Origin of the sequence: Paludisphaera sp. (assembly GCF_037189885.1) — a bacterium.
Taxonomy (GTDB): domain Bacteria; phylum Planctomycetota; class Planctomycetia; order Isosphaerales; family Isosphaeraceae; genus Paludisphaera.
This window is the reverse complement of sequence record NZ_JBBCIR010000090.1, coordinates 20297-45625: the sequence shown is the minus strand read 5'-3', so window position 1 is coordinate 45625 and position 25329 is coordinate 20297. Positions and strand designations below refer to the sequence as shown.

19 protein-coding genes are annotated in these 25329 nt (G+C 71.2%); 12 read left to right on the top strand and 7 right to left on the bottom strand.

Annotated features, from left to right (window positions below; all coding sequences use genetic code 11):
• The first annotated feature begins 411 nt into the window (after positions 1 to 411).
• A complete protein-coding gene (locus WG209_RS21845) occupies positions 412 to 708 on the top strand; it encodes a hypothetical protein (protein WP_337177218.1) in 297 nt (98 codons plus the stop codon).
• Here the strand turns inward: WG209_RS21845 and WG209_RS21840 are convergent.
• Both WG209_RS21840 and WG209_RS21835 read right to left on the bottom strand, forming a co-directional pair.
• A complete protein-coding gene (locus WG209_RS21840) occupies positions 693 to 908 on the bottom strand; it encodes a hypothetical protein (RefSeq protein ID WP_337177217.1) in 216 nt (71 codons plus the stop codon). The genes WG209_RS21845 and WG209_RS21840 overlap by 16 nt on opposite strands.
• A gap of 123 nt (positions 909 to 1031) precedes the next feature.
• Positions 1032 to 1886: a hypothetical protein gene (locus WG209_RS21835; RefSeq protein WP_337177216.1), complete on the bottom strand. Its 855-nt coding sequence runs from the start codon at positions 1884 to 1886 to the stop codon at positions 1032 to 1034.
• 360 nt (positions 1887 to 2246) lie between these two features.
• Here WG209_RS21835 and WG209_RS21830 point away from each other — a divergent pair, with 360 nt between their 5' ends.
• Positions 2247 to 3464, top strand: a complete 1218-nt coding sequence (locus tag WG209_RS21830; RefSeq protein WP_337177215.1) for a HEAT repeat domain-containing protein — start codon at positions 2247 to 2249, stop codon at positions 3462 to 3464.
• Between the two features lie 81 nt (positions 3465 to 3545).
• Here the strand turns inward: WG209_RS21830 and ribF are convergent, their stop codons facing one another.
• The gene (gene ribF / locus WG209_RS21825) at positions 3546 to 4493 is read right to left on the bottom strand and encodes a riboflavin biosynthesis protein RibF (RefSeq protein WP_337177214.1); all 948 of its coding nucleotides are present in this window, start codon (positions 4491 to 4493) and stop codon (positions 3546 to 3548) included.
• A 95-nt stretch (positions 4494 to 4588) separates the two neighbouring features.
• Here ribF and WG209_RS21820 point away from each other — a divergent pair, with 95 nt between their 5' ends.
• Positions 4589 to 5647, top strand: a complete 1059-nt coding sequence (locus WG209_RS21820; RefSeq protein ID WP_337177213.1) for a hypothetical protein — start codon at positions 4589 to 4591, stop codon at positions 5645 to 5647.
• Between the two features lie 48 nt (positions 5648 to 5695).
• Positions 5696 to 6403 (top strand): hypothetical protein, encoded by a 708-nt coding sequence (locus tag WG209_RS21815; RefSeq protein WP_337177212.1) that lies wholly within the window; start codon positions 5696 to 5698, stop codon positions 6401 to 6403.
• Positions 6404 to 6514: 111 nt separating this feature from the next.
• On the opposite strand, the gene WG209_RS21810 is transcribed toward WG209_RS21815, so the two are convergent.
• Positions 6515 to 7084, bottom strand: a complete 570-nt coding sequence (locus WG209_RS21810) for a DUF417 family protein (protein WP_337177211.1) — start codon at positions 7082 to 7084, stop codon at positions 6515 to 6517.
• Between the two features lie 2 nt (positions 7085 to 7086).
• On the bottom strand, positions 7087 to 8103 hold the full coding sequence (locus WG209_RS21805; protein ID WP_337177210.1) for a helix-turn-helix domain-containing protein: 1017 nt from the start codon (positions 8101 to 8103) through the stop codon (positions 7087 to 7089).
• Between the two features lie 84 nt (positions 8104 to 8187).
• On the opposite strand from WG209_RS21805, the gene WG209_RS21800 reads away from it, so the two are divergent.
• The 4 genes from WG209_RS21800 (at position 8188) to WG209_RS21785 (ending at position 12622) form a co-directional block, all read left to right on the top strand.
• Positions 8188 to 9180 (top strand): alpha/beta hydrolase, encoded by a 993-nt coding sequence (locus tag WG209_RS21800; protein ID WP_337177209.1) that lies wholly within the window; start codon positions 8188 to 8190, stop codon positions 9178 to 9180.
• Positions 9181 to 9274: 94 nt separating this feature from the next.
• Entirely contained in the window at positions 9275 to 10087 is an 813-nt protein-coding gene (locus tag WG209_RS21795) for a methyltransferase domain-containing protein (RefSeq protein ID WP_337177208.1), read from the top strand.
• Positions 10088 to 10191: 104 nt separating this feature from the next.
• On the top strand, positions 10192 to 11757 hold the full coding sequence (locus tag WG209_RS21790; protein ID WP_337177207.1) for an amino acid permease: 1566 nt from the start codon (positions 10192 to 10194) through the stop codon (positions 11755 to 11757).
• A gap of 28 nt (positions 11758 to 11785) precedes the next feature.
• The gene (locus tag WG209_RS21785) at positions 11786 to 12622 is read left to right on the top strand and encodes a CDP-alcohol phosphatidyltransferase family protein (protein WP_337177206.1); all 837 of its coding nucleotides are present in this window, start codon (positions 11786 to 11788) and stop codon (positions 12620 to 12622) included.
• 59 nt (positions 12623 to 12681) lie between these two features.
• On the opposite strand, the gene WG209_RS21780 is transcribed toward WG209_RS21785, so the two are convergent.
• On the bottom strand, positions 12682 to 14061 hold the full coding sequence (locus tag WG209_RS21780) for an MFS transporter (protein ID WP_337177205.1): 1380 nt from the start codon (positions 14059 to 14061) through the stop codon (positions 12682 to 12684).
• Positions 14062 to 14447: 386 nt separating this feature from the next.
• Between WG209_RS21780 and WG209_RS21775 the strand changes: the two genes are divergently transcribed.
• The 4 genes from WG209_RS21775 to WG209_RS21760 all read left to right on the top strand — a co-directional run bounded on the left by WG209_RS21775 (position 14448) and on the right by WG209_RS21760 (position 24860).
• Complete coding sequence (locus WG209_RS21775) at positions 14448 to 16115, top strand: efflux RND transporter periplasmic adaptor subunit (protein ID WP_337177204.1); 1668 nt, start codon at positions 14448 to 14450, stop codon at positions 16113 to 16115.
• Positions 16116 to 16336: 221 nt separating this feature from the next.
• Entirely contained in the window at positions 16337 to 19528 is a 3192-nt protein-coding gene (locus WG209_RS21770; RefSeq protein ID WP_337177203.1) for a CusA/CzcA family heavy metal efflux RND transporter, read from the top strand.
• 146 nt (positions 19529 to 19674) lie between these two features.
• On the top strand, positions 19675 to 23190 hold the full coding sequence (locus WG209_RS21765) for a protein kinase (RefSeq protein WP_337177202.1): 3516 nt from the start codon (positions 19675 to 19677) through the stop codon (positions 23188 to 23190).
• Positions 23187 to 24860, top strand: coding sequence for a CRTAC1 family protein (locus WG209_RS21760; protein WP_337177201.1), 1674 nt, complete (start codon positions 23187 to 23189; stop codon positions 24858 to 24860). The genes WG209_RS21765 and WG209_RS21760 overlap by 4 nt, the downstream gene beginning before the upstream one ends.
• On the opposite strand, the gene WG209_RS21755 is transcribed toward WG209_RS21760, so the two are convergent.
• On the bottom strand, positions 24814 to 25089 hold the full coding sequence (locus WG209_RS21755; protein WP_337177200.1) for a hypothetical protein: 276 nt from the start codon (positions 25087 to 25089) through the stop codon (positions 24814 to 24816). The two genes, WG209_RS21760 and WG209_RS21755, sit on opposite strands and share 47 nt — an antisense overlap.
• Positions 25090 to 25329 lie beyond the last annotated feature (240 nt).

Here is a 25329-nt window from a genome sequence, read left to right as displayed (position 1 = left end):
CCGCCCGGCCGCCCCGTCGGCGGGAGCAGGTCGGCGATCAGCGCGAATTCCTCGTCCTTCAGCTCATAGCGTCGCGTCATCGCGGCCTCCCTGGTGAAGCCGCCATCGTAACGCTTTACGAGCCGTCAGACAGAACCTAGTAGACCGCGGCACCCAAAGAGGTGGGCCTTTCTCGTAGACTGGGTCGAGACCCAGCTCGCGCAAGCCGAAGCGTATCCAGGAGCTGGGTCGCGACCCAGCCTACAGGGAGCATGCTCGCGGCCCACGCTCTTCGCCGAGACGGTCTACTAGACGCAGTTCGTGCAAGCCAAAGCCATTCCCTGGAGGCGCCAGATGTGGGCCCCCGTCACACTCGAATCGCTGTCCGAGCTAATCTCCGATTCGGTCGCCCAGATGGAGGATGTCGAGCGCTTGCTCTGGGATATGGTCCGGGTGCCGCCGACGAAGTGGCGTCAGAGCCCCTGGGGCGACCTCGGGGGCGGCTTCTGGGCCGTGGGCCTCATCGGACGCCAGGTCATCTGGTACAACGATCTCGAGGGGGGATTCAACGTCAGCCCGTATGCCGAGTTCGGCACGATCGCCAAATACTGGTGCAATCAGGACGAGCTTCATCACGTGATCTGGCGGCTACGCCAGCAGATCGAGTCCGTGGAACCGCTGGGGTGGTTCGGCCCTCGCCACTCGACGGATGCTCAGACGGCCCCATGAGACATCCTCCGGGCGGTCTCGCGGCGGACCTCGTCGTCCGACCAGTCGGGGTGCGACGCGCGGACGGAGGCGCTCACCAGGTCCCGGGCGAATCTCCACATGGCGAAGGTCATTTCGAGGCGCTCGGCGGGGGTCTTCCGCCGTAGGATCTCCGCCATGCGGTCGTCGAGGATCTCGTCGGTGAATTTGCGCTCGGCCATCACGGCTCCTCCCCGGACGTCGGCCCATGGGTCGGGCCTCGCGAGGACGCCGTCGCGACGGCGCCCCGGCCCATTTTCGCCGGGGACTCACGCCGTCGGACAGCCGTTCAGGTTCGTCTCGCCTCAGCGGCGACGGGATTCGGGATCCTGGGAGGCGTCGGCCATGACGACGGGGCGGCCTTCGGAGGCGTCGGGGAGGCGGTGCTGGGCGACGAGCTGGCGGAACTGGGCGCGGGTTTCTGGGGTGGCCTCGGGCTCTCGGGTCGCGACCTCGGTCGCCCAGTTTGGGTAAGTGACCACCAGGCGCGTCATCAGCGAGATGAACTGGCCGGCCTCCTTCACCTGCTCGTCCATCAGCTTCTCGATCAGGGGGCGGAACGTCCTGGCGAGGGTCTTCCAGCCCTTGGAGTCGATCTTCACGAACGCCTCGACGTCGTGCTGGATGTACGGCTGCTTGTTCACCTCGCGATAGTAGCCGGTGTGGAGCACCAGCACCGCGCGGGCCTCGATCTGGGTGTTGCCGCGGGGGCCGCCGAGGTAGCTCAGGTTCGCCAGGATGACGTGGACCTTGGGCGAACGCAGCACGAACCGCCAGGCGGCCGACGAACCGGAGCCGTCCTCGCCGGCGTAGCTGTCGGGGCCGAGCCGACGCATCCGCACCGGGTTGTCGGCCAGGTCCTTCCAGAGCGCGAGCGTGATGGCCGGCTCGTTGACCAGCGAGAGGTACAGCGAGGGGTCGCACGGGAACGCCTCGGCGTCCCCCTTGCGGTGGAAGGTGTGCTCGCGGATCACCTCGCCCACCTGCTCGCGGAACTCGGCCGGGATCTGGTCCATCGGCACGACGTGCGCGGGCTCGACCTTCCCCCTGCCGATCCCCGCCCCCGCCGTCCCCTGCGCCAGGCACGCGCCCAGGGCCAACAGGACGCCGAGGGCCTTCCCGACGGCCGAGCGTGATCGGTCGCGGCTGGATCCGGTCATGGTGTGCGCTCCATCCTCTTCCCGGCCGAGGCGGACGCGGTGCCTCCCGGGACTCCTCCCCCGAGCCGCGCCCGAAACTCCTACGCTAGAGATCGGCCCGCCGTCGCCGTTTCCTGACATTCATCCCATTGACCTGGCAACTTCCGGCCTCGGCGGAGCAGTGGGCAATCTGGGTGGTCGGCGCGAGAAGGGCGATAATCGCGACGGCTCGCGGGCGCGTCGGCCGGCGGCCGGGAAAACTGGAGTCGAAATCGAGATCGGCCTTGCGGGGGGGGCGTTTCTCAATATGATCCACGCCCATCAGGGGGTCCGGGAGCGGGCGCCCGAGAGACCGGTTCCCATCGAGGCAAGGAGGCCGACATGCCACAGGGACGCGGGACGGGACTTTGGATCGCGGGCGGCCTGGCCGTCGTCGCGGCCGGGGCGGGGCTGTTCTGGGCGACGTCTTCTCGGCGTCCCGCGGGCGAGGGCGCGTCGGCGCCGACCGCGAACGCCGCGGCCACGGCCGATGGCGAGGCCTTCGGCGAGTCCAGCACGACCGCCGAGCTGGCGCAGGCCATCCGCGCCGGCGACGCCAGGGCGCTGGCGGCCGTCCGGTCGCGCGTGGTCGTCAAGGAGGGCGAGCCCAAGGAGCCCGTGACCGACGCCGTCGTCGACGACTACCTGGAGCTGATCGGCGCGATGCGCGCGGGCTTCCTCCAGTTCCAGCCGGCCGGCCGCGCCGCGACGGCGAGCCTCGCCGGCGCGATGATCGACCGGTTCCGGGTCGACACGGTCTCGATCCGGTTCCTTGAGGCCCTCAAGCCGATCCACGACGTCTTCGCCGCCGCCCTGACCGACGTCGATCCCGAGGTCCGCTTCGTCGCGCTCGGCGAGACGGCCAAGTTCTGGACCTGGGTCCCGGGCCGCACGCTCTCCGAGATCGACGAGGCCCGGGTGGCCGAGTGGAAGGATGGTCTCCACCCGGCGGTGGTCCGCTCCCTCGCCAGCAAGGACGCCCGCACCCGCGCCGCGGCGGTCTACTCGCTGGGCTTCCTGCCGATCGACGCCGCCGCCGCCCCGGCGCTGGCCCATGCCGCCGACCCGGCCGTCGAGGTCCGCCGCCAGGTGGTCATCTCGTTCGCGGCCCGCCGCGCCCTGTTGACCGAGGACATGCTGATCCAGAGCATCCACGACCAGGACCAGCCGATCCGCGAGGCCGCCTTCTCCGCGCTGAAGCTCCGGGGGCTGAACCAGGAGCAGATCAGCCTGGGCGTGATGATGACCAGCCCTCGGGCCGACCAGCGGGCGTCGGTCATCGCCCTGGTGAAGGACCGCGCCGACATCGACCCGATCGTCTGGCTGATGCGGCTGTCGCACGACAAGGACGAGAGCGTCCGCGCCCGCGCCGTCGAGGCGCTCGGCGAGCAAAAGACCGACGACGCGGCCGTGAAGCGCCGGATCGTCGAGATGGCCCAGTCCGACGCCTCCGAGCTGGTCCGCCAGGCCGCGAGCAAGCAGATGCCCTCCGTCGAGGAGACGACCGCCTCTCTCCCCCCCCTGCCCGGCTCGTCGCTGCTGAACCCCAAGGCGAACTGATCGCCGCCGTGGCCCGATGAACCAGACGACGGCGCGACCGCCCATTGCGGCCCGCGCCGTCGCCGCGTTTCGAAGCCCGGCTCACTCCGCCTCGCAGACGCGCAAGGCCTCCTCGACGTCGCGGCCGATCTGGTCCAGCAGGTCGTCGAGGCCGGCGAAGGCGCGGGTGGGGCGAAGGCGGCGCAGGAGGTCCATCTCCAGCGTCTGGCCGTACAGGTCGCCGCGGAAGCCGATCAGGTGGGCCTCGACCTTGCGGGCCTGCTCCCCGAACGTGGGATTCGGGCCGATGTTGCAGGCGGCCGGCCAGCGGGTCGGCGGGGAGCCGTCGGCGGAGGGGACCAGGACGCGCGCGGCGTAGACGCCGTCGGCGGGGATGAGGACGTCGATCTCGTCCAGGTTGGCCGTGGGGACGCCGATCCCCGCGCCCCGGCCGGCGCCGTGGGAGACGACCCCTCGGACGCGGTGCGGGCGGCCGAGCAGCGCTCGGGCCTCGGCGACGTCCCCGTCGGCCAGCGTGGCGCGGATCCGGGACGAGGAGATCATCCGACCGTCGTCGGTGGTCAGGGGTTCGGCGACCCGCAGCTCGATGCCGGCCTCGTCGCACCACTTCCGCAGCACGGCGACGTTGCCGCCGCGGTCGCGGCCGAAGAAGAAGTTCGGCCCCTCGACCATCCCCCGGACGCCGAACTGGCCCATCACGACGCGCTCGAAGAACTCGCGCGCCGAAAGCTCCAGCAGCCACGGGCCGGTCTTGAAGACGGCCACGTCGGAGACGCCGGCCGCCCGCAGCAGCCCGATCTCGCGCTCCAGCCAGACGAGGGGGTCGGGGATTCGATCCGGCCGGAGGAAGGTGGCGGGATGCGGGTGGAACGTCACCGCCAGCGCCGGCGCGCCGACGGCCTCGGCGCGGGCGACCAGCTCGGAGATCAGGCGGGCGTGGCCGCGATGGACGCCGTCGAAGTTGCCGATCGTGACGTACGCGCCTCGGGCGCGGGCGGGGAAGTCATGGACGTTCTCGATCGTGATCACCGACGCTCATCCCCTTGTAACGGCCGTCTCGACGCCCCATCCTGTTGGATTATCGCCCCCGCGCCCGGGGGCGGTCAATCCGGCCGGAGTCCACGATGCGGATCGCGATCCTCGGCGACGGCGCCGCCGAACGTGCCTGGTTCGACGCCCTGAACGGCCGCGACGGCCTGGAAGTGGCCCGAGTCGACGACCCCGACGGGCCGGCCGACGTCCTGATCCTGGGGGGCCCGGTCGCCGATCGGGTCGATTACACGCGCAGGGTGCCGGCCGACGGGCCGACCGTCGTCTGCCTCCACCCGCCGGGGCCGGACGACACGGCGTATCTCCAGGCGTCCGGGCGAGTCGTCCCCGACCTGCCGACGCGGCTCCATCCGGGCGTCGCCCGGCTCCGCTCGGCCCTCGCCGACGGCTCCCTGGGCGAGTTCCGCTCGGTCGTCCACCACCTCCCCGCGCCCGACGGCGACCTGCTGGCCGCCTTCGCCCGCGGGGTGGACGTGCTCCGCGCGCTCCTGGGGGACTTCGAGGCCCTGACGGCCTCGGGCGACCCGGAGGGGCCAGACCCTAGGCACGACCTGATGGTCCGTATGCGATCCCGCGACGGCCGCCTCGCGGAATTCCGGGCCACGAGCGATCCTGAAGCGCCTTCCCACCTGACGACCACGGGCGCCGACGGATCGCTGATCCTGTCACTCGGACACGGCGCGGCGACTATCGACGACCTGCGGCATCGCCCCGGCGACGAGACGGTCGAGACATACGCGTGGTCGCCCCAAGTCGCGCTGCTGGAGGCGCTGAAGTCTCCCGCCGCGCCGACGCTCGACGACGGCATCCGCTCGATGGAGCTGACCGACGCGGCGCGTCGGAGCCTGCGGCGGCGTCGGACCGTCGACGTCCGCCCCGCCCCCCTCTCCGAGGAGGCCGCCTTCAAGTCGTCGATGGCGACCGCCGGCTGCTTCCTCCTGTTAGGGTCCGTCGCCCTGTTCACCCTCGCCTCGGCCGCGCGGGCGCTCGGCTTCCTCTGGGCCGCGAAGCTGGCGTATGTCATCCCGCTGGCGCTGGCCGCGTACTTGTTGATCGCGTGGTTGATGCGGCCGGCCGGGGCTCCCGGCGACGCGTCCCCCGCCGAGGCGGCCCGAGTACCCGACGGAGATTGACCCAACAGATCGGCGACGTCGGGCGGCGATTAAACTTGTGGAGCCGACATGACACGATACCACGACCGGACGCTGGCGCTCCTGGGCGATGAAGGCGCGCGACCGGCGCGTTGCGTCGCGATCCTTACCGACTGGGCGGAGGCGAACGACATTACACTGCCGGCGGCGTTCCTGGAGTGGGCGGGGATCGACGACGGGAGCCTGCTCGGGAAGTACAGCAACGACGACTGGTTCTTGTTCGACCGGCCCGAAGTGGTCACGACCCCGGACGGGGTCCGCGGCCTGCGGTTCAACAGCGAGAACCAGAACAACTTCGACCGTATTGTCGTCCTCGACGAGGGCGACGACCCGCCCGTCCTCTTCGCCTGGCTGGGCGAGCCGCCGTGGGTGACGAACGCCGAGCGGTTCTCGGACGCCGTGTTCGCGCAGGTGTTCGACTGGCAATACTGGCTGGATTTCCGGCCGGACGACCCGGAATACAAGGAGATCGCCTACACGGGCGAGATCAGCCTGGAGACCGACGCCTGCCTCCAACTCCTGCGCCGCCGCTACGAGGAGACGGTCGCCACGCGCTTCATCGTCGAGGGCGATCGCTCCACCGAGTACCGATTCGTCGCGTCGCCGACGCTGCGGCTGACGGTCGCCGTGGCGGGCGACCGATCAACCGTGATCCGCGCCACAGGGCGACCAATCGACCGGGTCAAGGAATTCGAGGACGAGCTGACCTCGCTGCTCGCCGGCGACGGCGCGGCATAGGCGCCCCGGGCGAAGCGACCCGAGAGACAGGCGGAGGGGCGGGCCGCCGCCCTCTCCGCCCGCGGGATGGGCGAATCTGCCGGGTTGGAGCGTCGTGGCGGGCACGCCCCGTCAGGCGGCCGCGTCGAGCTTGCGCAGGTAGGCCCGCGCCGAGTCGGCCATCGTGACCAGCGCCGCGCCCATCATGATCGCGTCCTTCAGGACCAGGCGGCCGGCGCCGCTCAGGTACGGGAAGCCGTGATGCTCGTCGCCCAGGTTCGGGACCCAGCATTCCGGCGTCGTGATCAGGAACGAGAGGGTCACGAACGACATCACGAATATCAGGAAGCTGCCGATGGCCGCGACCTGCGGGAGCCAGGGGTGCAGGCAGAGCATCAGACCGTAGAGCACGATCACCGAGCCCAGCCCGAAGGCGAACGTGTAGGTGCCATTGGATTCGTGCCAGGCGCGGTTCTCGGGCGTCGGGGCGCCCTCGGGGTTCTTGTGGGACTTGTACTCGTCGGGGTGGTTGATCAGGAAGTTCATGAACGGGCTGTTGGCGACGAACGGGATGATCCCGTCGGCCTCGTAGCGGCAGGCCTTCAGGCCGCCGATCCAGAGGAAGACCACGATGAGCCCCACCCGAGCCACCGTCACGCCGATCCGGTCCATCCCCGCCATCGTCTCGAACAGCCCACGCATGGTCATCCCTCCGTCCGGCTGGCCCGCGGCCGTCGAGGCGCGACCCGGCGGTCGCCCGAGCCTCGCGGCGCATCGGTCTCATTCTCGGCCGGATCGGTAGGGCGAGGAATGGACGGGACGCCCGAAGGGATGGACAGATTGCTCCCGCCGCGGATCTCGGTCTCGAACTCGCGGAAGAAGGTGGGGGAGACCCCGGCGAACTTCTTGAACAGGCGGCTGAAATACAGCTCGTCGTCGAAGCCCACCTCGGCGGCGATCTCCTTGACGGATCGGAGCGTGTGCAGAAGTTCCCACTTGGCGTGGGTCAGGATCCGCGCCCGGATCAGCGCCGTGGGGGTCGTCCCCAGGCGCTCGCGGACGACCCGGCCGAGCGTCTTGGGCGAGACGTGCAGCTCGCGGGCGTACCAGGCGGGCGCGCGGCGACGGCGGTACTCGACCTCGATCAGCGCCCGGAACCGCGCCAGCAACGGATGCCCGGCCGACCCCGGGTCGATCTCGCACGCCTCGCCGTCGGCCGACTTCCGGCGCGTCGCCAGCACCAGCAGCACCTTGAGGTAAGCCAGGGCCGCCTCGCGGTACGCCAGCCCGCGCTCGGCGTCCTCGCGGGCGATCCGCGCGGCCAGCTCGAAGATCTCGGCCCCTTCGCCCCCATCGAGCGGCAGGACGGGGACGCCGAGCGGGTCTCCGAACAGCGCCCCGGCGCACCCGGCCTCGGCGTGGAACGTCTCCACGCAGAGGAAATTGGCGTGGAAGTGGACGACGTTCCCGGCCATCGGCTCGTCGACGTGGAACCGGACGTACTGGTAAGGGACGGTGAACAGCAGCGAACGCGCGGCGAAGGGATGCCGGGCCTCGCCGACGGACGCATTCCCACGGCCGGACTCGATGCAGTAAACTCCGAAACAGTTCGAGCGGGAGGGTTCGAACTCCCCCGGTTCGACGGCCAGCGTCGTCGCCCGCAGCGGCTCGCCGCCGCGACGGGGGTCGTACATGCCGGTATTCGTCCGCCGTCGCGCCATCTCGCCGGGCCCCTCCCTCGTCGCGGGCGCCACGCCCGCCCACCTTGAAATCGATTCTAACGGTTCAACCGAGCGATCGTCCCCATGAGCAGCCTAGAGCCGATCCCGACGACCGCCGAACCCGCGGCCGAGCCGCCTCCCAAGCGTCGCCGGCGCGCCCGGCGCTGGGCGTCGGTGGCCATGACGCTCGTCGCGGCGTGGCTGGCCATCTCGTTCCTGGTCGCCTACAAGTTGACCGCGCGTCGCCATCCCCCCTTCCCCGAGCCCCCGCCGGTCGTCGACTGGGCGAGCTTCGAGGGGCTCCGGCTGAGGACGACGGACGGTGAGGAGATCGGCGGCTGGTTCGCGGAAGGGCGCGACGACGCGCCGAGCGTCCTGTTCCTGCACGGCAACGGCGGGGGGCGGTCGCACTGCCTGAACCGGGCGAGGCTGGTCGCGGAAGACCTGGGCGCCGCCGTGATGCTGATATCGCTGCGGGCGCACGGCGACTCCACCGGGGATTTCAACGACATCGGCCTGTCGGCCCGGCGCGACGTGGTCGCGGCGGTCGATTTCCTGGAAGCACGTCGGCCGGGGAGGCCGGTCGTGGTCGTGGGCGTCTCGCTCGGCTCGGCGGCGGCGGCGTTCGCGGCCGGGGAGCTGGGGGAGCGGGTCGCGGGCTACGTCCTGGAGAGCCCATTCAGCGACCTCAAGACCGCCGTCCGCAACCGCACGCGCATGCACCTGCCGACCCCCTTCGAGCAAGCCGCCTACCTGGGCCTGCGGGTCGCCGGGCTCGTCCTGCTGCCCGACATCGACGCGATCGCCCCGGAGAGGGCCGTGGAGGAGATCCCCGCCCGCGTGCCCGTCCTGATCCTGGCGGGGGACGCCGATCGGCACGCGACGCCGGCGGAGGCGCGGGCGATCCACGACCGGATCCGGGCCCACTGCCGGCTGGAGACGTTCCCCGGGGCGCACCACGAGAACCTCACGGAAGTCGACCCGGCGCGCTACCGGCGGACGCTGATCGACTTCACGTCGGGGGCCACGCGAGGGCGATTGTCCCTTTACAAGCCTCTCCCCGCGACCCCACAATAATCACCTTGAACGACGCCCCCGGGCCGCCGCCGTCCCGCGCCGATCGCCCGGATGTCTCCCGCCTCCCTCCTCGCAATCCGGGCCTGGATCCAACATGAGTGGCACGCAAGCCGCGAACGACGCCTCGAAGCAGAAGTTCGACAACGACGGCCAGTACAGCCGGAACTCGATCCTCCGCTACGAGATGATCTTCGGCGACAATTACATCAGCACGGGCGGCCCGGAGACGACCGACAACCTGACCTCGCGGCTGGAAGGCTTCCTCAAGCCGGGCGTGCGCGTGCTGGACGTCGGCAGCGGCATCGGCGGGGCGGCGTTCCACCTCGTCGAGAAGTACGGCGCGCGGGTCGTCGGCATCGACCTGGCCGAGGAGATGGTCGCCATCGGCATCGACCGCGCCGAGGCCGCCGGCATGTCGGACAAGGTCCGATTCATCCTGGGCGACGTCCTGGAGACCCAGTTCCCGGAGAAGTTCGACCTGATCTGGAGCCGGGACGCCTTCATGCACATCCCGGACAAGGCCCGCCTGTTCGAGACCCTGTTCGGCCTGCTCGCGCCCGGCGGCAAGCTCATCATCACCGACTACGCCCGCGGCAAGACGCCGGGCTCGCCGGAGTTCGAGGACTACATCAAGAAGACGCACTACAGCGTCATCGAGCCGGAGCGGTACGGCAAGGTCCTTGAGGCCGCCGGCTTCACCGACGTCGTGGTCGACGACGCCACGGCCACCTTCATCGACATCCTCAGGCGCGAGGAAGGGCGGCTGCGGAGCGAGCGGTCGCGGTTCCTGACCGCGTTCTCCGAGCAGGACCTGAATTACCTGGTCGACCGCTGGAACATGAAGATCGGCTTCTGCGAGGCCGGCGACATGAAGTGGGGCATCTACCTGGCGACCAGGCCCGCCTGACGATCGATCCGTCGGGTATGTTCTAACGAAGGCCCGCTCCTCCCCCGTCGCCCGGCGGGGGGGGCGGCGCCGGCGCGAAGGCGGACCGGGGAGGTCGAAGCGGCATGCCGGGGACCGAGAACGACGACGTCCGTGACCTGGCGACGTTCGGTTACAAGCAGGAGCTGGATCGTTCGCTGGGGAGCTTCTCCTCGTTCGCCGCGGGCTTCTCCTACATCTCCATCCTGACCGGCGTCCCCCAGATGTTCTACCTGGGGTACTCCGCCGGGGGGCCGGCCTTCTTCTGGACGTGGCCGCTGGTCTTCGTCGGCCAGTTCCTGGTGGCCCTCTGCTTCGCCGAGATGGCCTCGGCCTACCCGCTGTCCGGCGGCGTCTACCAGTGGTCGAAGCAGGTGGGGACCCCCCTCGGGGGTTGGCTCACCGGCTGGGTCTACCTGGCCTGCCAGATCCTGTCGCTGGCGGCCGTCGCGCTGGCGTTGCAGAACACGCTGCCGCAAATCTCCGGCTGGTTCCAGTGGTTCGGCGACGGCTCCCGGCCCGAGGACCAGGCGCGGAACGCCGTGCTCCTGGGGTGCGCGCTGATCGCCTTCACGACGGTCATCAACGCGGTCGGCGTCAAGCTGATGGCCTACGTCAACAACGCGGGGGTTTTCGCCGAGCTGCTCGGCGTGATCCTGCTGATCGTGCTGCTGTTCTGGCATGCCGTCCGCGGGCCGTCGATCCTGGTAGAGACGTACGAACGCGGCGTCGGGGAGCCGGGCGGCTACCTCGGGGCCTTCCTGGCGGCGGCCGTCATGGCGTCGTACGTCATGTACGGCTTCGACACCGCCGGGACGCTGGCCGAGGAGACGTCGAACCCGCGTCGGCGGGCGCCGCGGGCGATCCTGCGGGCGCTGGCGGCGGCGGGCGTCGCGGGGGGCCTGCTGATCGCGGCCGGCATCATGGCGATGCCCGACCCGGCCGACCCGGCGATGGGCCAGGTCTCCGGCGGCCTGCCGATGGTCATCAAGACCGTGCTGGGCCCGAGCGTGGGGACCGTCTTCCTCGTCGAGGTCGTCTTCGCCGTCGTCGTCTGCTCGCTGGCGGTCCACGCGGGGACCGTCCGCCTCATCTTCGCGATGGCCCGCGACAACAGCCTGCCCTTCGCCGAGACGCTGGCGAAGGTGACGGGGGAGACCCGCACCCCCATCGCGCCGGCGATCGTCACCGGGATCCTCGCCGCGGGCATCCTCCTGGTGAACGTCAACGCCCCCCGGCTGATCGAGACCATGTGCGCCGTGGCGCTGGTGTGGGCCAACCTCGCCTACCTGATGGTCACCACGCCGATGCTCCTGGCGCGGTTCCGCGACGGCCGGGCGGAGGAGCCGGCCCCCCCCGGGGATCGGTTCAGTCTGGGCCGTTGGGGGCTGCCGGTGAACCTGGCGGCGACCGTCTGGGGGGTCTTCGTGGTGATCAACATGAGCTGGCCCCGGGCCGAGATCTACGGCGACCATCCGATCGGCCGCTACGCCGCGCTCCACGCGACCGCCGGCCTGCTGGCGATCGGCGCGACGTACTACCTGGCGGTGGGACGCCTCCGCGCGGGGGTCCGCCCGGAACACGCCGCCGAGGAGTTGGACTTCGCCGACCCCGGCGTGATCGCCCAACTCGCCCCCGGGGAATCGTCCTGACCCGACGGCGCGCCCGGCGAATCGACCCATGCCGCATCGAACCGAAGGGAAGCCGCGAGAGATGGCCGAGACCGAGATCACGCAAGACGCACGCCCCGTCAGCACGACCCGCAAGATCCTGGGATGGTGCGTCCACGCGTTCACCGCCTCCGGCTTGGCGATCGCGGCGGTCATCCTCTACCTGCTGGTGCGGGGGGGGCCCGACGCCTTCCGCTGGTCATTCCTCCTGATGATCCTGGCGACGATCGTCGACGCCGTCGACGGCACGTTCGCACGGGCGGTCCGGATCAAGGAGGCCGTCCCCAACTTCGACGGCCGCCGCCTCGACGACATCACCGACTTCATCACCTACACCTTCCTCCCCCTGATGCTCGTCTGGCGCGCGGAGCTGATCCCGGCCGGATACGAGGCCTGGCTGATCGCCCCGCTGCTGGCGAGCGCCTACGGCTTCTGCCAGGTCGACATCAAGACGCCCGACGGCTACTTCCTGGGCTTCCCGTCGCTGTGGAACGTCGTGGCGCTCTACCTGTACGCCCTGCCGATCCCCCCCTGGCCGGCGCTGTACATCCTGCTATTCCTGGCGTTCCTGACCTTCGTGCCGGTGAAGCACCTGTACCCGTCGATGCCCGGCCGGCTGAACCGATTCGCCACGAACACCGGCGCGCTCTGGGGCCTGCTGGCCTTCGCGCTCGTCGGCAGCCTGCCGACGGACGCCGCCCCCGAGTTCACCTCGACTCAGCGCGTGCTGGCCTACGTCTCGTTGATCTACCCGATCTTCTACATGGTCACGTCGTGGTACATCACGCTGAAGGCGTGGCTGAAGCCGGCGAGGCCGGCGGAAGAGGTCGCCTCGGCCGTCGGGTGATATTTCGCCGCGTATCGTCGCCCCCCCGGCAGCCACCGTGGGGGCGACCGAGGGCTCGCTCATCCAGGCTCGCCCGCCCTGCCGCCGTGCTCCAAATCCCACGCGCGGGCCTGGCGTTGGCCCTCGGGGACGTCGACCAGCGCCAGCAGCAGGCCGCCGACAACGAAGAAGCCGATCACGCCCAGGATGGCGCCCCGGCTGGAGCCGGTGGCGAAGTTGATCGCGGCGAACATGGCCGGGCCGAAGATGCCGGCGAACTTCTCCACCACGGCGAAGAAGCCGAAGAACTCGCCCGACTTGGAGCGCGGGATCAGGCTGGCGAACAGCGACCGCGACAGCGCCTGCGTCCCCCCCTGCACCACGCCGACCAGGCCCGCGAGGATGAGGAAGTGGGTCTCGGTGGTCATCGAATAGCCGACGGCGCAGATCACCGTGTAGACCACCAGGCCGAGCATGATCGACCGCTTCACCCCCAGCAAGCCCGCCAGCGAGCCGAACAGGAACGAACACGGGACGCCCACGAACTGCACGATCAGGATCGCCGTGATCATGACCGTCGGGTCCAGCCTCAGCTCCTCGCCGTAGATCGTCGCCATGCGGATGATGGTGCCGATGCCGTCGTTGTAGATCAGGAACGCCAGGAGCATCAGGAAGCCGTGGCGGAACCGAGTCAGGTCGCCGGCCGTCTCGCGGAGCCGCCCCAACGTGGCGCGCACGGGGTGCATCGCGGCCCAGCGCTCGCCGCCGGCTAGACGCGGCTCGGGGACGCGGCGGAACAAGGGGATCGAGAAGATCCCCCACCAGATCGCCACCGACACGAAGGTCAGCCGGACCCGCAAGGTTCTCCCCGCCTCCGTGGCCGCGTCCGGGCCGGGGAGCCCGAACCATTCCGGCTTCGTGATCCAGGCCAGGTTCAGCGCCAGGAGGATGCCGCCGCCGATGTAGCCGAGCGCGTACCCGGTGGTCGAGAGGCGGTCGATCTCCTCGTCGGAGGCGACGTGCGGCAGCAGCGAGTCGTAGAAGACGAAGCTGGCGTTGGCGCCGATGTTCGCCAGGACGAACAGGACCGACGCCAGGATCCAATCGCCGGAATGGATGAAGAACATGGCCGCCGTCGCCGCCAGGCCCAGCGCGAGGAAGAGGCCCAGGAGCGGCTTCTTGCGCGCGGTGTGGTCGGCGTAGGCCCCCAGGATGGGGGACATCAGGGCGACGATCACCATGCCGAGCGTGGTGATGGCCGCCAGCCGGCCGGAGGCGACGTGCGACGGCTGGCCGGAGTTGGCCACCTGCGAATAATAGATGGGGAAGACGGCGGTGATGATCGTCGTCATGAAGGCCGAGTTGGCCCAGTCGTACATCGCCCACGCGCGCGCCTCGGGTCGGGCCAGCCCCAGCTTGGCCAGCGCGCCGCGCGTCGGCGGATTCGGTTCCTCGGCCATCCTCGCCCTCCCCGCGAATCGTCCCCATCTCCGTGAAGGCCATAGTTCTACGGGGAACCGGCCCGGTTGAACAGGGGATCCCGGTTCCACGGCCGCATGCGCCGAGGCCGGGGCGCGACCGGGAGGGGGGCCGAGGCTTAAAATCCGCTTAAGCGACGGTTACGAGGTGGACAATGTCCGTCATCGGCGTGGATAGTTATCCCTAGAACGAGCGCGCCCCGTCCCCCCGGACGGCGGTCGCGCCGGCGCGTCGCGTGGTCGGTCAGGTCGGCCGCGCACCCCGGGGACGCGGCCCCCACGCGGCCTCCCGCGGCGTCTCGCGTCGATCCACCCATCCCGCGGAGGCCGGCGAGCCCCGGCCCTCGCCGGAGCCGCATCGAGGAATCATGGCAAGACCCAACGCGCTTCAACTGACCTCTCGCTGGACCTGGACGGCCGCCGGCCTGATCGTGGCCCTGGCGGCCGGCTTCGGCGCCTGGAAATACATCGGCGCGGCTCATGCTCCGGTCGCCGAGCCCGAGACTCCGGCGGTGCCGGCGGCCGTGGCGACGGCCCCCCCGGCCGAGTCGTCGGCCAACTCGCCGGACCAGCCCCGGGTGGTGAAGCTCACGGCCGAGCAGCGCCAGCTGATCGGCGTCGAGGTCGAGCCGGTCAAGCTCGAGCACGAGACGATCCTGGTCCGGGTCCCCGGCCGGGTCGCCCCCGACGAGCACCGCTACGCGTTCATCACGCCGCGGGCGCCGGGCATCGTGCGGAGCGTCTCGGTCCGGATCGGCCAGGACGTGAAGGCGGGCGACGTGCTGGCGACCATCGAGAGCGCCGCCGTCGGCCAGAGCCGGCTCGACCTGCTGATGAACCTCCAGGCGCTGGACGTCGCCCAGGCGATGGCCCGCTGGCAGGCGACCATCCTGAAGAACACGCTGGAGTTGATCGAGCGGCTCAAGGCCGGCGACTCTCCCGACGAGATCAACGAGAAGTTCGCCGAGAAGCCCGTCGGGACCAACCGCGAGCGGCTGATGACGGCCTACACCGCGAGCCGGCTGGCCAAGGCGAACCTCGCCCGGCAGAGCGACCTGTACGACCAGGAGATCATCCGCGGCCGGCTGATGGAGGAGTCCAAGGCCCGCTTCGACGCCGACCTGGCCGCCTACCAGACCCTCCTGGACCAGATGGGCTACGAGACTACCCTGGCGAACACCCGGGCCCAGCAGGCGCTCCGACAGGCCGAGACCGCCGTCCTGGTGGCCCGCGAGAAGCTCCAGGTGCTGGGGGTCGACCCGGACGACGACGACTACATCCCCAAGACGCTCCGCCAGCACCAGCGGGCGGCCGGCGCGGCGCCGGACAAGCCGCTGGAAGAGGCCGGCAGCGCGGAGTCCGTGCTGAACGTGGCCGAGGCGCTGGCGGCGGGGGCCGAGGAGGCCAAGGGCTCCGGGCCCCACCCGCTCCCCGAGGGGCCGGCGAGCCTGTACAAGCTCAAGGCCCCGTTCGCCGGGACCATCCTCGACCGCGAGCTGGTCGTCCCCGGCGTGGCCGTCGACGTCACCCACCGCATCTTCACGCTGGCCAACCTGGAGGACGTCTGGGTTGAGGCCAACATCAACCCCAGCAACCTCCCGTACGTCCAGAGCGAGGACAAGGTCTCGATCACCTTCGAGTCCGACGCGTACCCCGGCAAGGTGTTCGACGCCCGCCTGCTCTACACCGGCGACCTCGTCGTCGAGAAGACCCAGACCGTCACCCTCCTCGCCCGCGCCGACAATCCCGAACGCCTGCTGAAGCCCGGGATGTACATCGACGTGGCCCTCTCGGTCCGCTCCGAGGAGCAGCTCCCCTCGGTCCCCAGCGAGGCCCTGCTCTCCGACGACGACCGCTGGATCGCCTTCGTCCGCGTCGGCCCCGACGAGTTCGAGATGCGCGAGGTCCAGACCCGCGGCCCCGGCGAGGGGCGGGCCGCCATCGTCTCCGGCCTGGAGCCGGGCGAGGAGGTCGTCACCCGCGGCGCGTTCAAGCTCAAGTCGGAGTGGATCCGCCTGGCCTCTTCCGAGCCCTGATCGCTCGTCGGCCCGCGCCTCGCGCGGGCCGACGGCCGGCCCCGGACGACGAAGTCCGCGGGCCGGCCCTGCTCGCCGTCCCGCGACGGCGCCCCGCCCCCGACCCGCCCCCCGGCCTCCCCTTCCCGGGGGGGGCGATGATCGCCGTGCAGACATCGGATCTTCCGAGCCTCGACCGCCCCGACGGGCCCGCCGAGTTTCCGCCACGCACAGGAATCCTCATGATCGACCGCCTCATCGACTGGGCGCTGCGCAACCGCCCCCTGGTCATCCTGCTGCTCGTCGGCCTGCTCGCCTGGGGGCTGCGCTCGCTGACGAGGCTCCCCATCGACGCCACGCCGGACATCTCGAACGTCCAGGTGATGGCCCTGACCAGCTCGCCGGGGCTTGGGCCGGTGGAGATCGAGCAGTTCATCACGATCCCGGTCGAGAACGCGATGAACGGCATCCCCCGCATCGACGAGGTGCGCTCGTTCTCGCAGTTCGGCCTGTCCAGCGTGACCGTGGTGTTCGAGGAAGGGACCGACATCTACTGGGCGCGGCAGCAGGTGGGCGAGCGGCTGGCGATCGTGCGCTCGGCGATCCCGCCGGAGTTCGGCCAGCCCGAGCTGGGCCCGATCTCCACCGGCCTCGGCGAGGTGTTCCAGTTCGAGGTGAGGAACGCCCCGGACGCCTCGCGGCCGCGCTCGCTCATGGAGCTGCGGACGATCCTCGACTGGGAGGTCGCCCGACCGCTGAAGAGCGTGCCCGGCGTCGTCGAGGTCAACGCCTTCGGCGGCGAGCTGAAGACCTTCGAGGTCCGCCTGAACACCGATCGGCTGATGGCCCGCAACATCTCCGTGAACCAGGTGTTCGAGGCGATCCGCCAGAACAACAGCAATTCGGGCGGCGGCTACCTGGAGCGGCAGGGGGAGCAGCGGGTGATCCGGGCCGTGGGCCTCGTGAGCACGCTGAAGGACCTGGAGGAGATCGTCCTGGCCACGACGCCGGCGGGCACGCCGGTCTACGTCCGAGATGTCTCCGACGTGATGTTCGCCCCCATGATCCGCAACGGCGCCGTCTCGCGCGACGGCCAGGGGGAGGCGGTCACGGCCACCGCCATGATGCTCGCCGGCGAGAACTCCCGCGTGGTCGTCGACCGGATCAAGGCCAAGCTCGACGAGATCCGCCCGCGGCTGCCCGAGGGGGTGATCGTCGAGCCGTTCTACGACCGCGCCGTGCTCATCACCCGGACGATCACCACCGTCGCCTCGAACCTGACCGAGGGCGGCTTGCTGGTAGTCGCCGTGCTGCTGGCGATGCTGGGGAACCTCAAGGCGGGCCTGGTGGTCGCCCTGTCCATCCCGCTGTCGATGCTCTTCGCCATCAACCTGATGGTCTACTACGGCATCGCCGGCAGCCTCATGAGCCTGGGGGCGATCGACTTCGGCCTGATCGTGGACAGCTCCGTCATCATGATGGAGAACTGCGTCAGCCACCTGTCGCACGCGGACAAGCGGCGCAACCCGGTCGACGTGGTCCGCGAGGCGGCGTTCGAGGTCCGCAAGCCGGTCGTCTTCGGCGTGGCGATCATCACCATCGTCCACCTGCCGCTCCTGGCGCTGGAGGGGGTGGAAGGGAAGATGTTCCGGCCGATGGCCCTGACGGTCGTCTTCGCCCTGATCGGCTCGCTGATCCTCTCGCTGACGGCGACCCCCGTGCTGGCGTCGCTGATCCTCAAGCCGGGCACGTCGGAGGTCGAGACGCTGCCGGTCCGCGTGAGCAAGCGCCTCTACCGGCCGATCCTCGGCTTCTCGCTGAGCCATCCGGTGCTCGTGTCGGTCGTCTCGGTGCTGGCGTTCCTGTCGACGATGCCGATCGCGATGAGCCTGGGCGGGGAGTTCATCCCGCGGCTCGACGAGGGGGACATCCAGGTCGTCGTGACGCGGCCGCCGTCGGCCTCGCTGAGCGAGAGCATGGAGGACGCCGCGCGAATCGAGGTGGCGCTGAAGGAGGCGATGCCGACCCAGATCGAGTCCGTCGTCTGCCGCACCGGCCGCCCCGAGATCGGCATCGACCCGGCGGGCGTGAACCAGACCGACGTCTTCATCTTCCTGAAGAAGCCGAAGGAGACGTACGTCGACCTGGCGCTCAAGCCGCTGCACCCGCTCATCGAGCTGTTCGGCGGCGGCGACCACGGCCCGACCAAGGCGGAGATGATCGGCGAGATGGAGAAGATCTTCCGCCGCGAGATCCCCGGCGCGACGTTCAACTTCGGCCAGCCGATCGAGATCCGGTTCAACGAGATGCTCGCCGGCGTGCGGGCCGACCTGGGCATCGGCGTGTTCGGCGACGACCTGGACGTCCTCCAGGAGAAGGTGAACGAGATCGCCGCGGCGATCGAGGACATCCCGGGCGCGGCCGACGTGCGGGCCCAGGTGCTCGGCGGCCTGCCCTTCCTCCGCGTCCAGATCAACCGCGAGGACATCGCCCGCTACGGCATCAACGCGTCGGCGATCCTCGACGTCGTCTCGGCGCTGGGCGGCAAGGTGGTCGGCCAGGTGATCGAGAATCAGCGCACGTTCGCGCTCCAGGTGCGGTTCGAGCCCTCGGCGCGCGACGACATCGAGTCGATCAGGCGGCTGAAGATCGCCGACCCGACCGGCCGGATGATCCCGCTGGCCGAGCTGGCCGATTTCCACCAGGAGGACGGCGCCTTCGAGATCTGGCGGAAGGACCGCCAGCGGCGGGCGATGGTCCAGGCCAACGTCCGCGGCCGCGACCTGGCGACGTTCGTCTCCGACGCCCAGGCGGCCGTGGCCAGCAAGGTGGAGCTGCCGCGTGGCTACTTCCTGGAGTGGGGCGGCACGTTCAAGAACCTCCAGTCGGCCACCGAGCGGCTCACGATCGTCGTGCCGGTCGCCCTGGTGCTGATCTTCCTGCTGCTCTACGGGACGTTCCAGTCGGTGAAGCTGGGGGCGCTGATCTTCCTGTCGGTCCCGCTGGGGGCGATGGGCGGGATCCTCGCGCTCTGGCTGCGCGAGATGAACCTCAGCATCTCCGCGGGGGTCGGCTTCATCGCGCTTTCGGGCGTGGCGGTGCTGGACGGCCTGGTCATCGTGGCGGCGATCCGCCAGCGCGTCGAGTCCGGCGTGCCGATGCGCGAGGCCGTCGCGGGCGCGTCGATGAGCCGGCTGCGGCCGGTGCTGATGACGGCGCTCGTGGCCAGCCTCGGGTTCATCCCGATGGCCTTCTCGACCGGCTCCGGCGCCGACGTCCAGCGCCCGCTGGCGACCGTCGTCATCGGCGGCCTGATCACCAGCACGGCCCTGAAGCTGATGCTGATCCCGGCCACCTACGCCTGGTTCGACCCGGGCCCGCCCCGCCGCGAGGGCGAGGGCGAGGGCGAGGGCGAGCCTATCCCCGCCCACTGAGGCCCGCGAGGCGGGCGGATCGCTTGTCGGGGCGCGGGCGGCGGTGCTAAACTGCGCCGAGCGCTCCGACAAGCGAGCCGCACCGTCCGCCCCGGGATCGCCGAGCCGTCATGTCCACAGCCGCGCCGCGGAACGAGTCGGCACGCATGCATCGCGAGGCGTGCCTGCGCCTGAAGGAGCGGATCCGCGCCGACGCCGGGGCGCGGGTCGAGTCGCTGCTGGCCGACGAGCCCGAGCTGGCGGGCGACGACGACGCCCTGCTGGAATTGATCCTGGCCGAGACGGCCGCCCGTCGAGCCCGCGGCGACGACTCGACGGCCGCCGAATGGGCGACTCGGCTCCGCGCCCTCGTCCCGGACCCGCGCCGACGCGAGGCGCTTGAGGGCCTGCTCTCCACCGAGATGAAGACGCTGGCGGAGCCGTCCTCGGCCGCGGCCCAGAAGCCCAGGGCCGTCCGGGGCTGGATCGGCCGGTATCACGTCCTGGAGGAGATCGGCCGGGGGGGGATGGGGGTCGTCTACAAGGCCCGCCAGGTGAACCCGGGCCGGCTCGTCGCCCTCAAGATGATCCTGGCCGGCGAGCACGCCAACGCCCGCGAGCGCGCCTACCTGCGCAAGGAGGCGGAGACCGCGGCCAAGATCACGCACCCCAACATCGTGCAGATCCTCGACGCCGACGAGCACGAGGGGCTCCCCTTCCTGGTGATGGAGTACGTCGACGGCGGGCCGCTGGCCCGGATGACGCGGTCGGCCCCCCAGCCGATCCGGTGGTCGACCCGGCTGATCGAGACGCTGGCGAGGGCCATCCACGTCGCCCACCGCGCGGGCATCGTCCACCGCGACCTCAACCCGACCAACATCCTGATGACCCAGGACGGGGTCCCCAAGATCGGCGACTTCGGGCTCGCCAAGTTCCTCCTCGCCGACGACGCCGGGTCGCAGTCGGGGAAGATCCTCGGGACCCCTTCGTACATGGCCCCGGAGCAGCTCTCCCAGGGGGGCCGGGAGGTCGATGCCCGCACGGACGTCTACGCGCTGGGGGCCGTCCTCTACGAGATGCTCGCCGGCACGCCCCCGTTCCGCGGCCTGACCCCGATGGAGACGCTCTGCCAGGTGGCGGAGGGGGAGGTCGTCGCCCCGTCCAGGCTGCGGCACGGGCTGCCGGAAGACCTGGAGACCATCTGCCTGAAGTGCCTGGAGCGCAACCCCGCCGCCCGCTACCCCGACGCCCGCGCCCTGGCCGACGACCTCCGCCGCTTCCAGGCGCGCGAGCCCATCCACGCCCGGCGCACGCCCCGGCTCCGCCGCGCCGCGCAGTGGGCCGGGCGCGAGCCCCTGGCCGCCGGGCTGCTCGCCCTGAGCCTGCTGCTGCTGGCGACCCTCATCGCGGTCGCCGGTTACTACAGCATCCACCTGCGCAACCTCGCGACGCAGGCGGAGCAGCTCTACGGCCAGCTCCAGACGCAAGACTACATGAATCGCACCTACAAGGGGGTGATGGGGTCGGAATCCGAGCTTGCCCAGCGAAGCCGGCACGACTTCCAGCTCGGCCGCATCCACTCCCACGCGGCGCGGGGCGAAATCGAGCTTGCGATCGAGATGTTCGACTCCCTAAAACGAGCCTCGCCGCGCGAGGACGCGTTCGAATGGCGTTACATCGACCGCCTGATCCATCGCTGGGCCCGGCTGCTGAGCGACGCCTCGGCGCACCGGGCGGCGGTCTCCGGTATCGCGGCGAGTCGCGACGGCCGCTGGCTGCTCTCCGGCGACGTCGAGGGGAGGGTCGTCGCGTGGGACGTCGACGGCGGCGGGTTCAGGCCGCTGGTGGACCACCGCGACCGCCCGGCGCGCGCGATGGCCGTCGCGAGCGGCCCCGATGGCGGCCCGATCGCCTACGCCTCCGTCCACGTCGACGAGGAGGCCGCCACCGTCCGGATATGGGCCGAGGACGACGCGTCCGAGCACTCCGCCCTCGGCGCCGCCATCCGAGACGTGGCCGAGATCGGCTTCGTTGGGGGCGACGATCTGCTGATCGCGCGGTGCCGCGGGGGCGACTCTTCGCGCTGGCGCGCCCTCTCTTACCGGAAGATCGATGGCGGCTGGCGCGAGTCGCCGGGGGACGAGATCCGGGACGCGTTCTGCCTCGCCTTCTCGCCCGACGGCGCGACCGCCGCCATCGGGGTCGGCGACGGGTCCGTCGTTGTTCGCGGCCCCGGGGACCGGCGGTCCGTCCTCACCCCCCCGGACCCCGCCCGTCCGACCGCCCTGGCCTTCTCCGCCGACGGCCGCGCGCTGGCGACCGGGTGGGACGACGGCCGGATCGTCGCCTGGGACCTGGACGCCGAGGCCCCTTCCGCCGTCCTGACGTGCGACGCGGGCCCGCCGAGCTTCCTGGCTTTCGGCCCCAGGGGGAGGAGCATCCTCGTGATCGAGGGGGGCCGAGCCCCGAGACTCCGCGAGTCGCGGCCCGGGGGCCGGGTCCACGCGCTGTCCGCGCCCAACGAGCCCCCGAGTCGGTTCAGCGTCGCCCCCGACGGCGGGACGCTGGTGCTCGGTTACGAGAACCGCCCGACGCTCGTCTGGGACCTCACGCGGCCGAGCGCCACTCCCGACGAGATCGGCGGCCTGCTCGCGCCGAGCTGCCTGGAGTTCTCCCCCGCGGGGGACGCCCTGTTCCTGAGCTTCGACCAGCCGGCGATCTTCGTCCACTCCACGAAGCCCGCCCCCTCGCCCCGAATCATCCTCGCGGGCCACTCCGAGGAGGCGTGGGCGCTCGCCTTCTCGCCCGACGGCGCCATCCTGGCCTCCGGCGGGGACGACCATCAGATCAAGCTGTGGGACGTCGCCACGAGCGAGGAGCTGGCCGCCGTCGAGGCCCACTCGCAGACGGTCACGGGCCTGGCGTTCGCCCCCCAGGGGGGCCATCTCGCCAGCGTCAGCCTGGACGGCTCGTGGAAGATCTGGCGGGTGGACCGCACGCCCGACGGCCGCGGCGCGAGCCTGTCGCCGCTCCACGAGCTGCGGCCCCCGGGGGCCGGCTCGTTGCGCTGCGTCGCCTACTCGGCCGACGGGCTGCGGGTCGCCGCCTCGGGCACGACGCCCGACATCCTCATGAACCGGGCCCCAATCTACGACTCCCCCAGCGTCATCCCCGGGGCGCACTCGAAGATGATCACCGCCTTGGCGTTCGCCAGGGGCCCGGAGCCCTTCCTGGCAACGGCCTCGATCGACCGCCTATACCGGGTCTGGGACGCGGAGACCGGCTCGCCGGTGAGCGTCGCGCTGCACGGCGACAGCCCGTTGCTGGCCCTGGCCTTCTCGCCGCCCGGCCGGGGGGGATCGCTGCTGGCCGCTGGGGGAGACCCCCGACTGGTCTCGATCCTGGATACACGCGACTTCACGATGGGGCCCCCCGTCCGGGAGCATCCCGCCTCGATCCGGGCCCTGGCCTTCTCCACCCGGGGCGAGACGCTGGCCACCGGCTGCGACGACGGCCGGCTCCGGCTCTGCGACGCGGCGACCCGCCAGGTCGTCTACGCGCTCGACGGCCACCGCGACCGGATCAACGCCGTCGCCTTCTCGCCGGACGACTCGACCCTGGCCTCGTGCAGCCACTCCGGACAGGTCATCCTCTGGAAGGCCGGCCCGCCCCCCCCGCCGTGACGCGCGCATGGGCGGCCCTGGCCACGCTGGCCGCCGCGGCCGGGATCGCCGGTGCCCAGGAGATCCGCCTGGAGGACGTGGCGGAGCGGGCCGGCGTCCACTTCCGCCACCACGCCGGCTCGCGCGGGCGGCACGACCTCCCGGAGATCATGGGGGGCGGCCTCGCGCTGTTCGACGCCGACGGCGACGGCCTGCCCGATCTGTACGCCTGCCAGGGGGGCCCGATCGCGGCCGACTCTCCCGGGGGAGATCCGCCCAGCCGCCTCTATCGCAACCTCGGCGGGCTCCGGTTCGAGGACGTCACCGAGGCCGCCAACGCCCCCGGCCCGAGCTACGCCATGGGCGCCGCGGCCGGCGACTACGACGGCGACGGCCGCGTCGACCTCCTCGTCACCGGCTGGCGCGGCCAGCGACTCTACCGCAACCTCGGCGGGCTCCGGTTCGAGGACGTCACCGAGGCCGCCGGCCTCTCCTCGGATCGATGGACGACCGGCGCCGCCTGGGCGGACCTGGACGGAGACGGCGACCTGGACCTTTACGTCGCCGCCTATCTCGACTACGACCCCGAAGCCGCCCCCTACTGCGCCGCGCCCGACGGCCGCCGCGACTACTGCGGTCCGGAGGACTTCGAGGCCCAGCCCGACCACCTCTACCGCAACGACGGCGGCGTCTTCGTGGACGTCGCGGCCGAGGCCGGACTGCCGGCGCGCCCGGAGCGGGGCCTCGGCGTGCTTATCGCGGACTTCGACGGCGACGGCCGGCCGGACGTCTTCGTCGCCAACGACGGCGGCCGGTGCCGGCTGCTGGCCAACCGCGGCGGCCTCCGCTTCGAGGACGTGGCCGAGGCGGCCGGCGTCGCGCGCGACGGCCGCGGCCGGGCCCTGGCCGGCATGGGGACCACCACGGCCGACCTGGACGGCGACGGCCTCCCCGATCTCGTCGTCGCCAACTTCCTGGGGCGTTCCACGATCGCCTTCCGCGCCCTCGACGACCGGGGGACGTTCCAGGACGAGACCGCGCGGCTCGGCCTGGCGGCCGCCACGCGCGACGTCCTGGGCTTCGGGGTCGTCGCCGCCGACTTCAACGCCGACGGGCGGGTCGACCTCCTCCAGGTCAACGGCCACGTCCTCGACCGCGCCCGGCTCGGCGTCCCCTTCGCCATGCCGCCGCGGCTGCTGCGGGGCCGCGAGGGGGGGCTCGTCGACGCCTCCGGCGAAGCCGGCGATTGGTTCGCGCGGGCCGCGCTGGGGCGGGGCCTGGCCGTGGCCGACCTGGACGGCGACGGCAGGCCGGACGCGGCGGCCGCCGCCCTCGACGCGCCGCTCGCGCTGCTCCACAATCGCTCGCGATCGGGCCCGTCGGTGGCCGTCGACCTGATCGATCGCCACGGCCTCCCCGCCATCGGGGCCCGCGCGCGGGCGATCGCCGGGGGCAAGACGGTCGCGCGGCACCTCTCGTCCGGGGACGGCTACCTTTCATCCTCGCCCCCGCGCCTCTCATTCGCGACCGGCGGGGCCGACGCGCTCGACGCCCTGGAGGTCCGGTGGCCCTGGGGGGGTGTCGAGACCTGGCGGGGCCTGCGAGCGGGGGAGGTCCACCGCCTCGTCGAGGGCCACGCCGGGGTCAACGCCCCTTCCGGCTCGCGGAGTACCTCGGCCCGTCTCCCGTGAGCAGCCAGCGGGGGTTGGCCCCGGTGCGTTGGAGGAACAGGAGCATCACCGAAGCCGGCATGGTCGCGCCGGTCTCGTAGCCGACCCACGCGCCGAAGGTGATCCCCAGCTCGTTGGCCAGCATCGGGCCGCCATGCTCGCCGTAGAGTTCCATCCTGACCTCGCGCAGGCGGCCGGCCATGCCCCGCTTGACCGCCCCCCAATCGGGCTGGAATTCGAAGTCTCTCATGGGGCCCGCCTCGATCGACCCTCGTCCACCTCTCGGGGACCAGGTCTGGGAAGTGCCATTCTTTCCTACTGAGGTTAAGCGTCAGGCGACGCGTCGCGACGACCCGTTGAGGGGAAAATTCCGGGAATCCGAATTTCCATGACGCGGCGCGGCGCGGATCGCGGTGACTGAGGGCATGGGGGGAGTCGAATCGACCCGCGATCGGCCCCGCCCCCCGGAACGACTCGTCAACCGATCGTC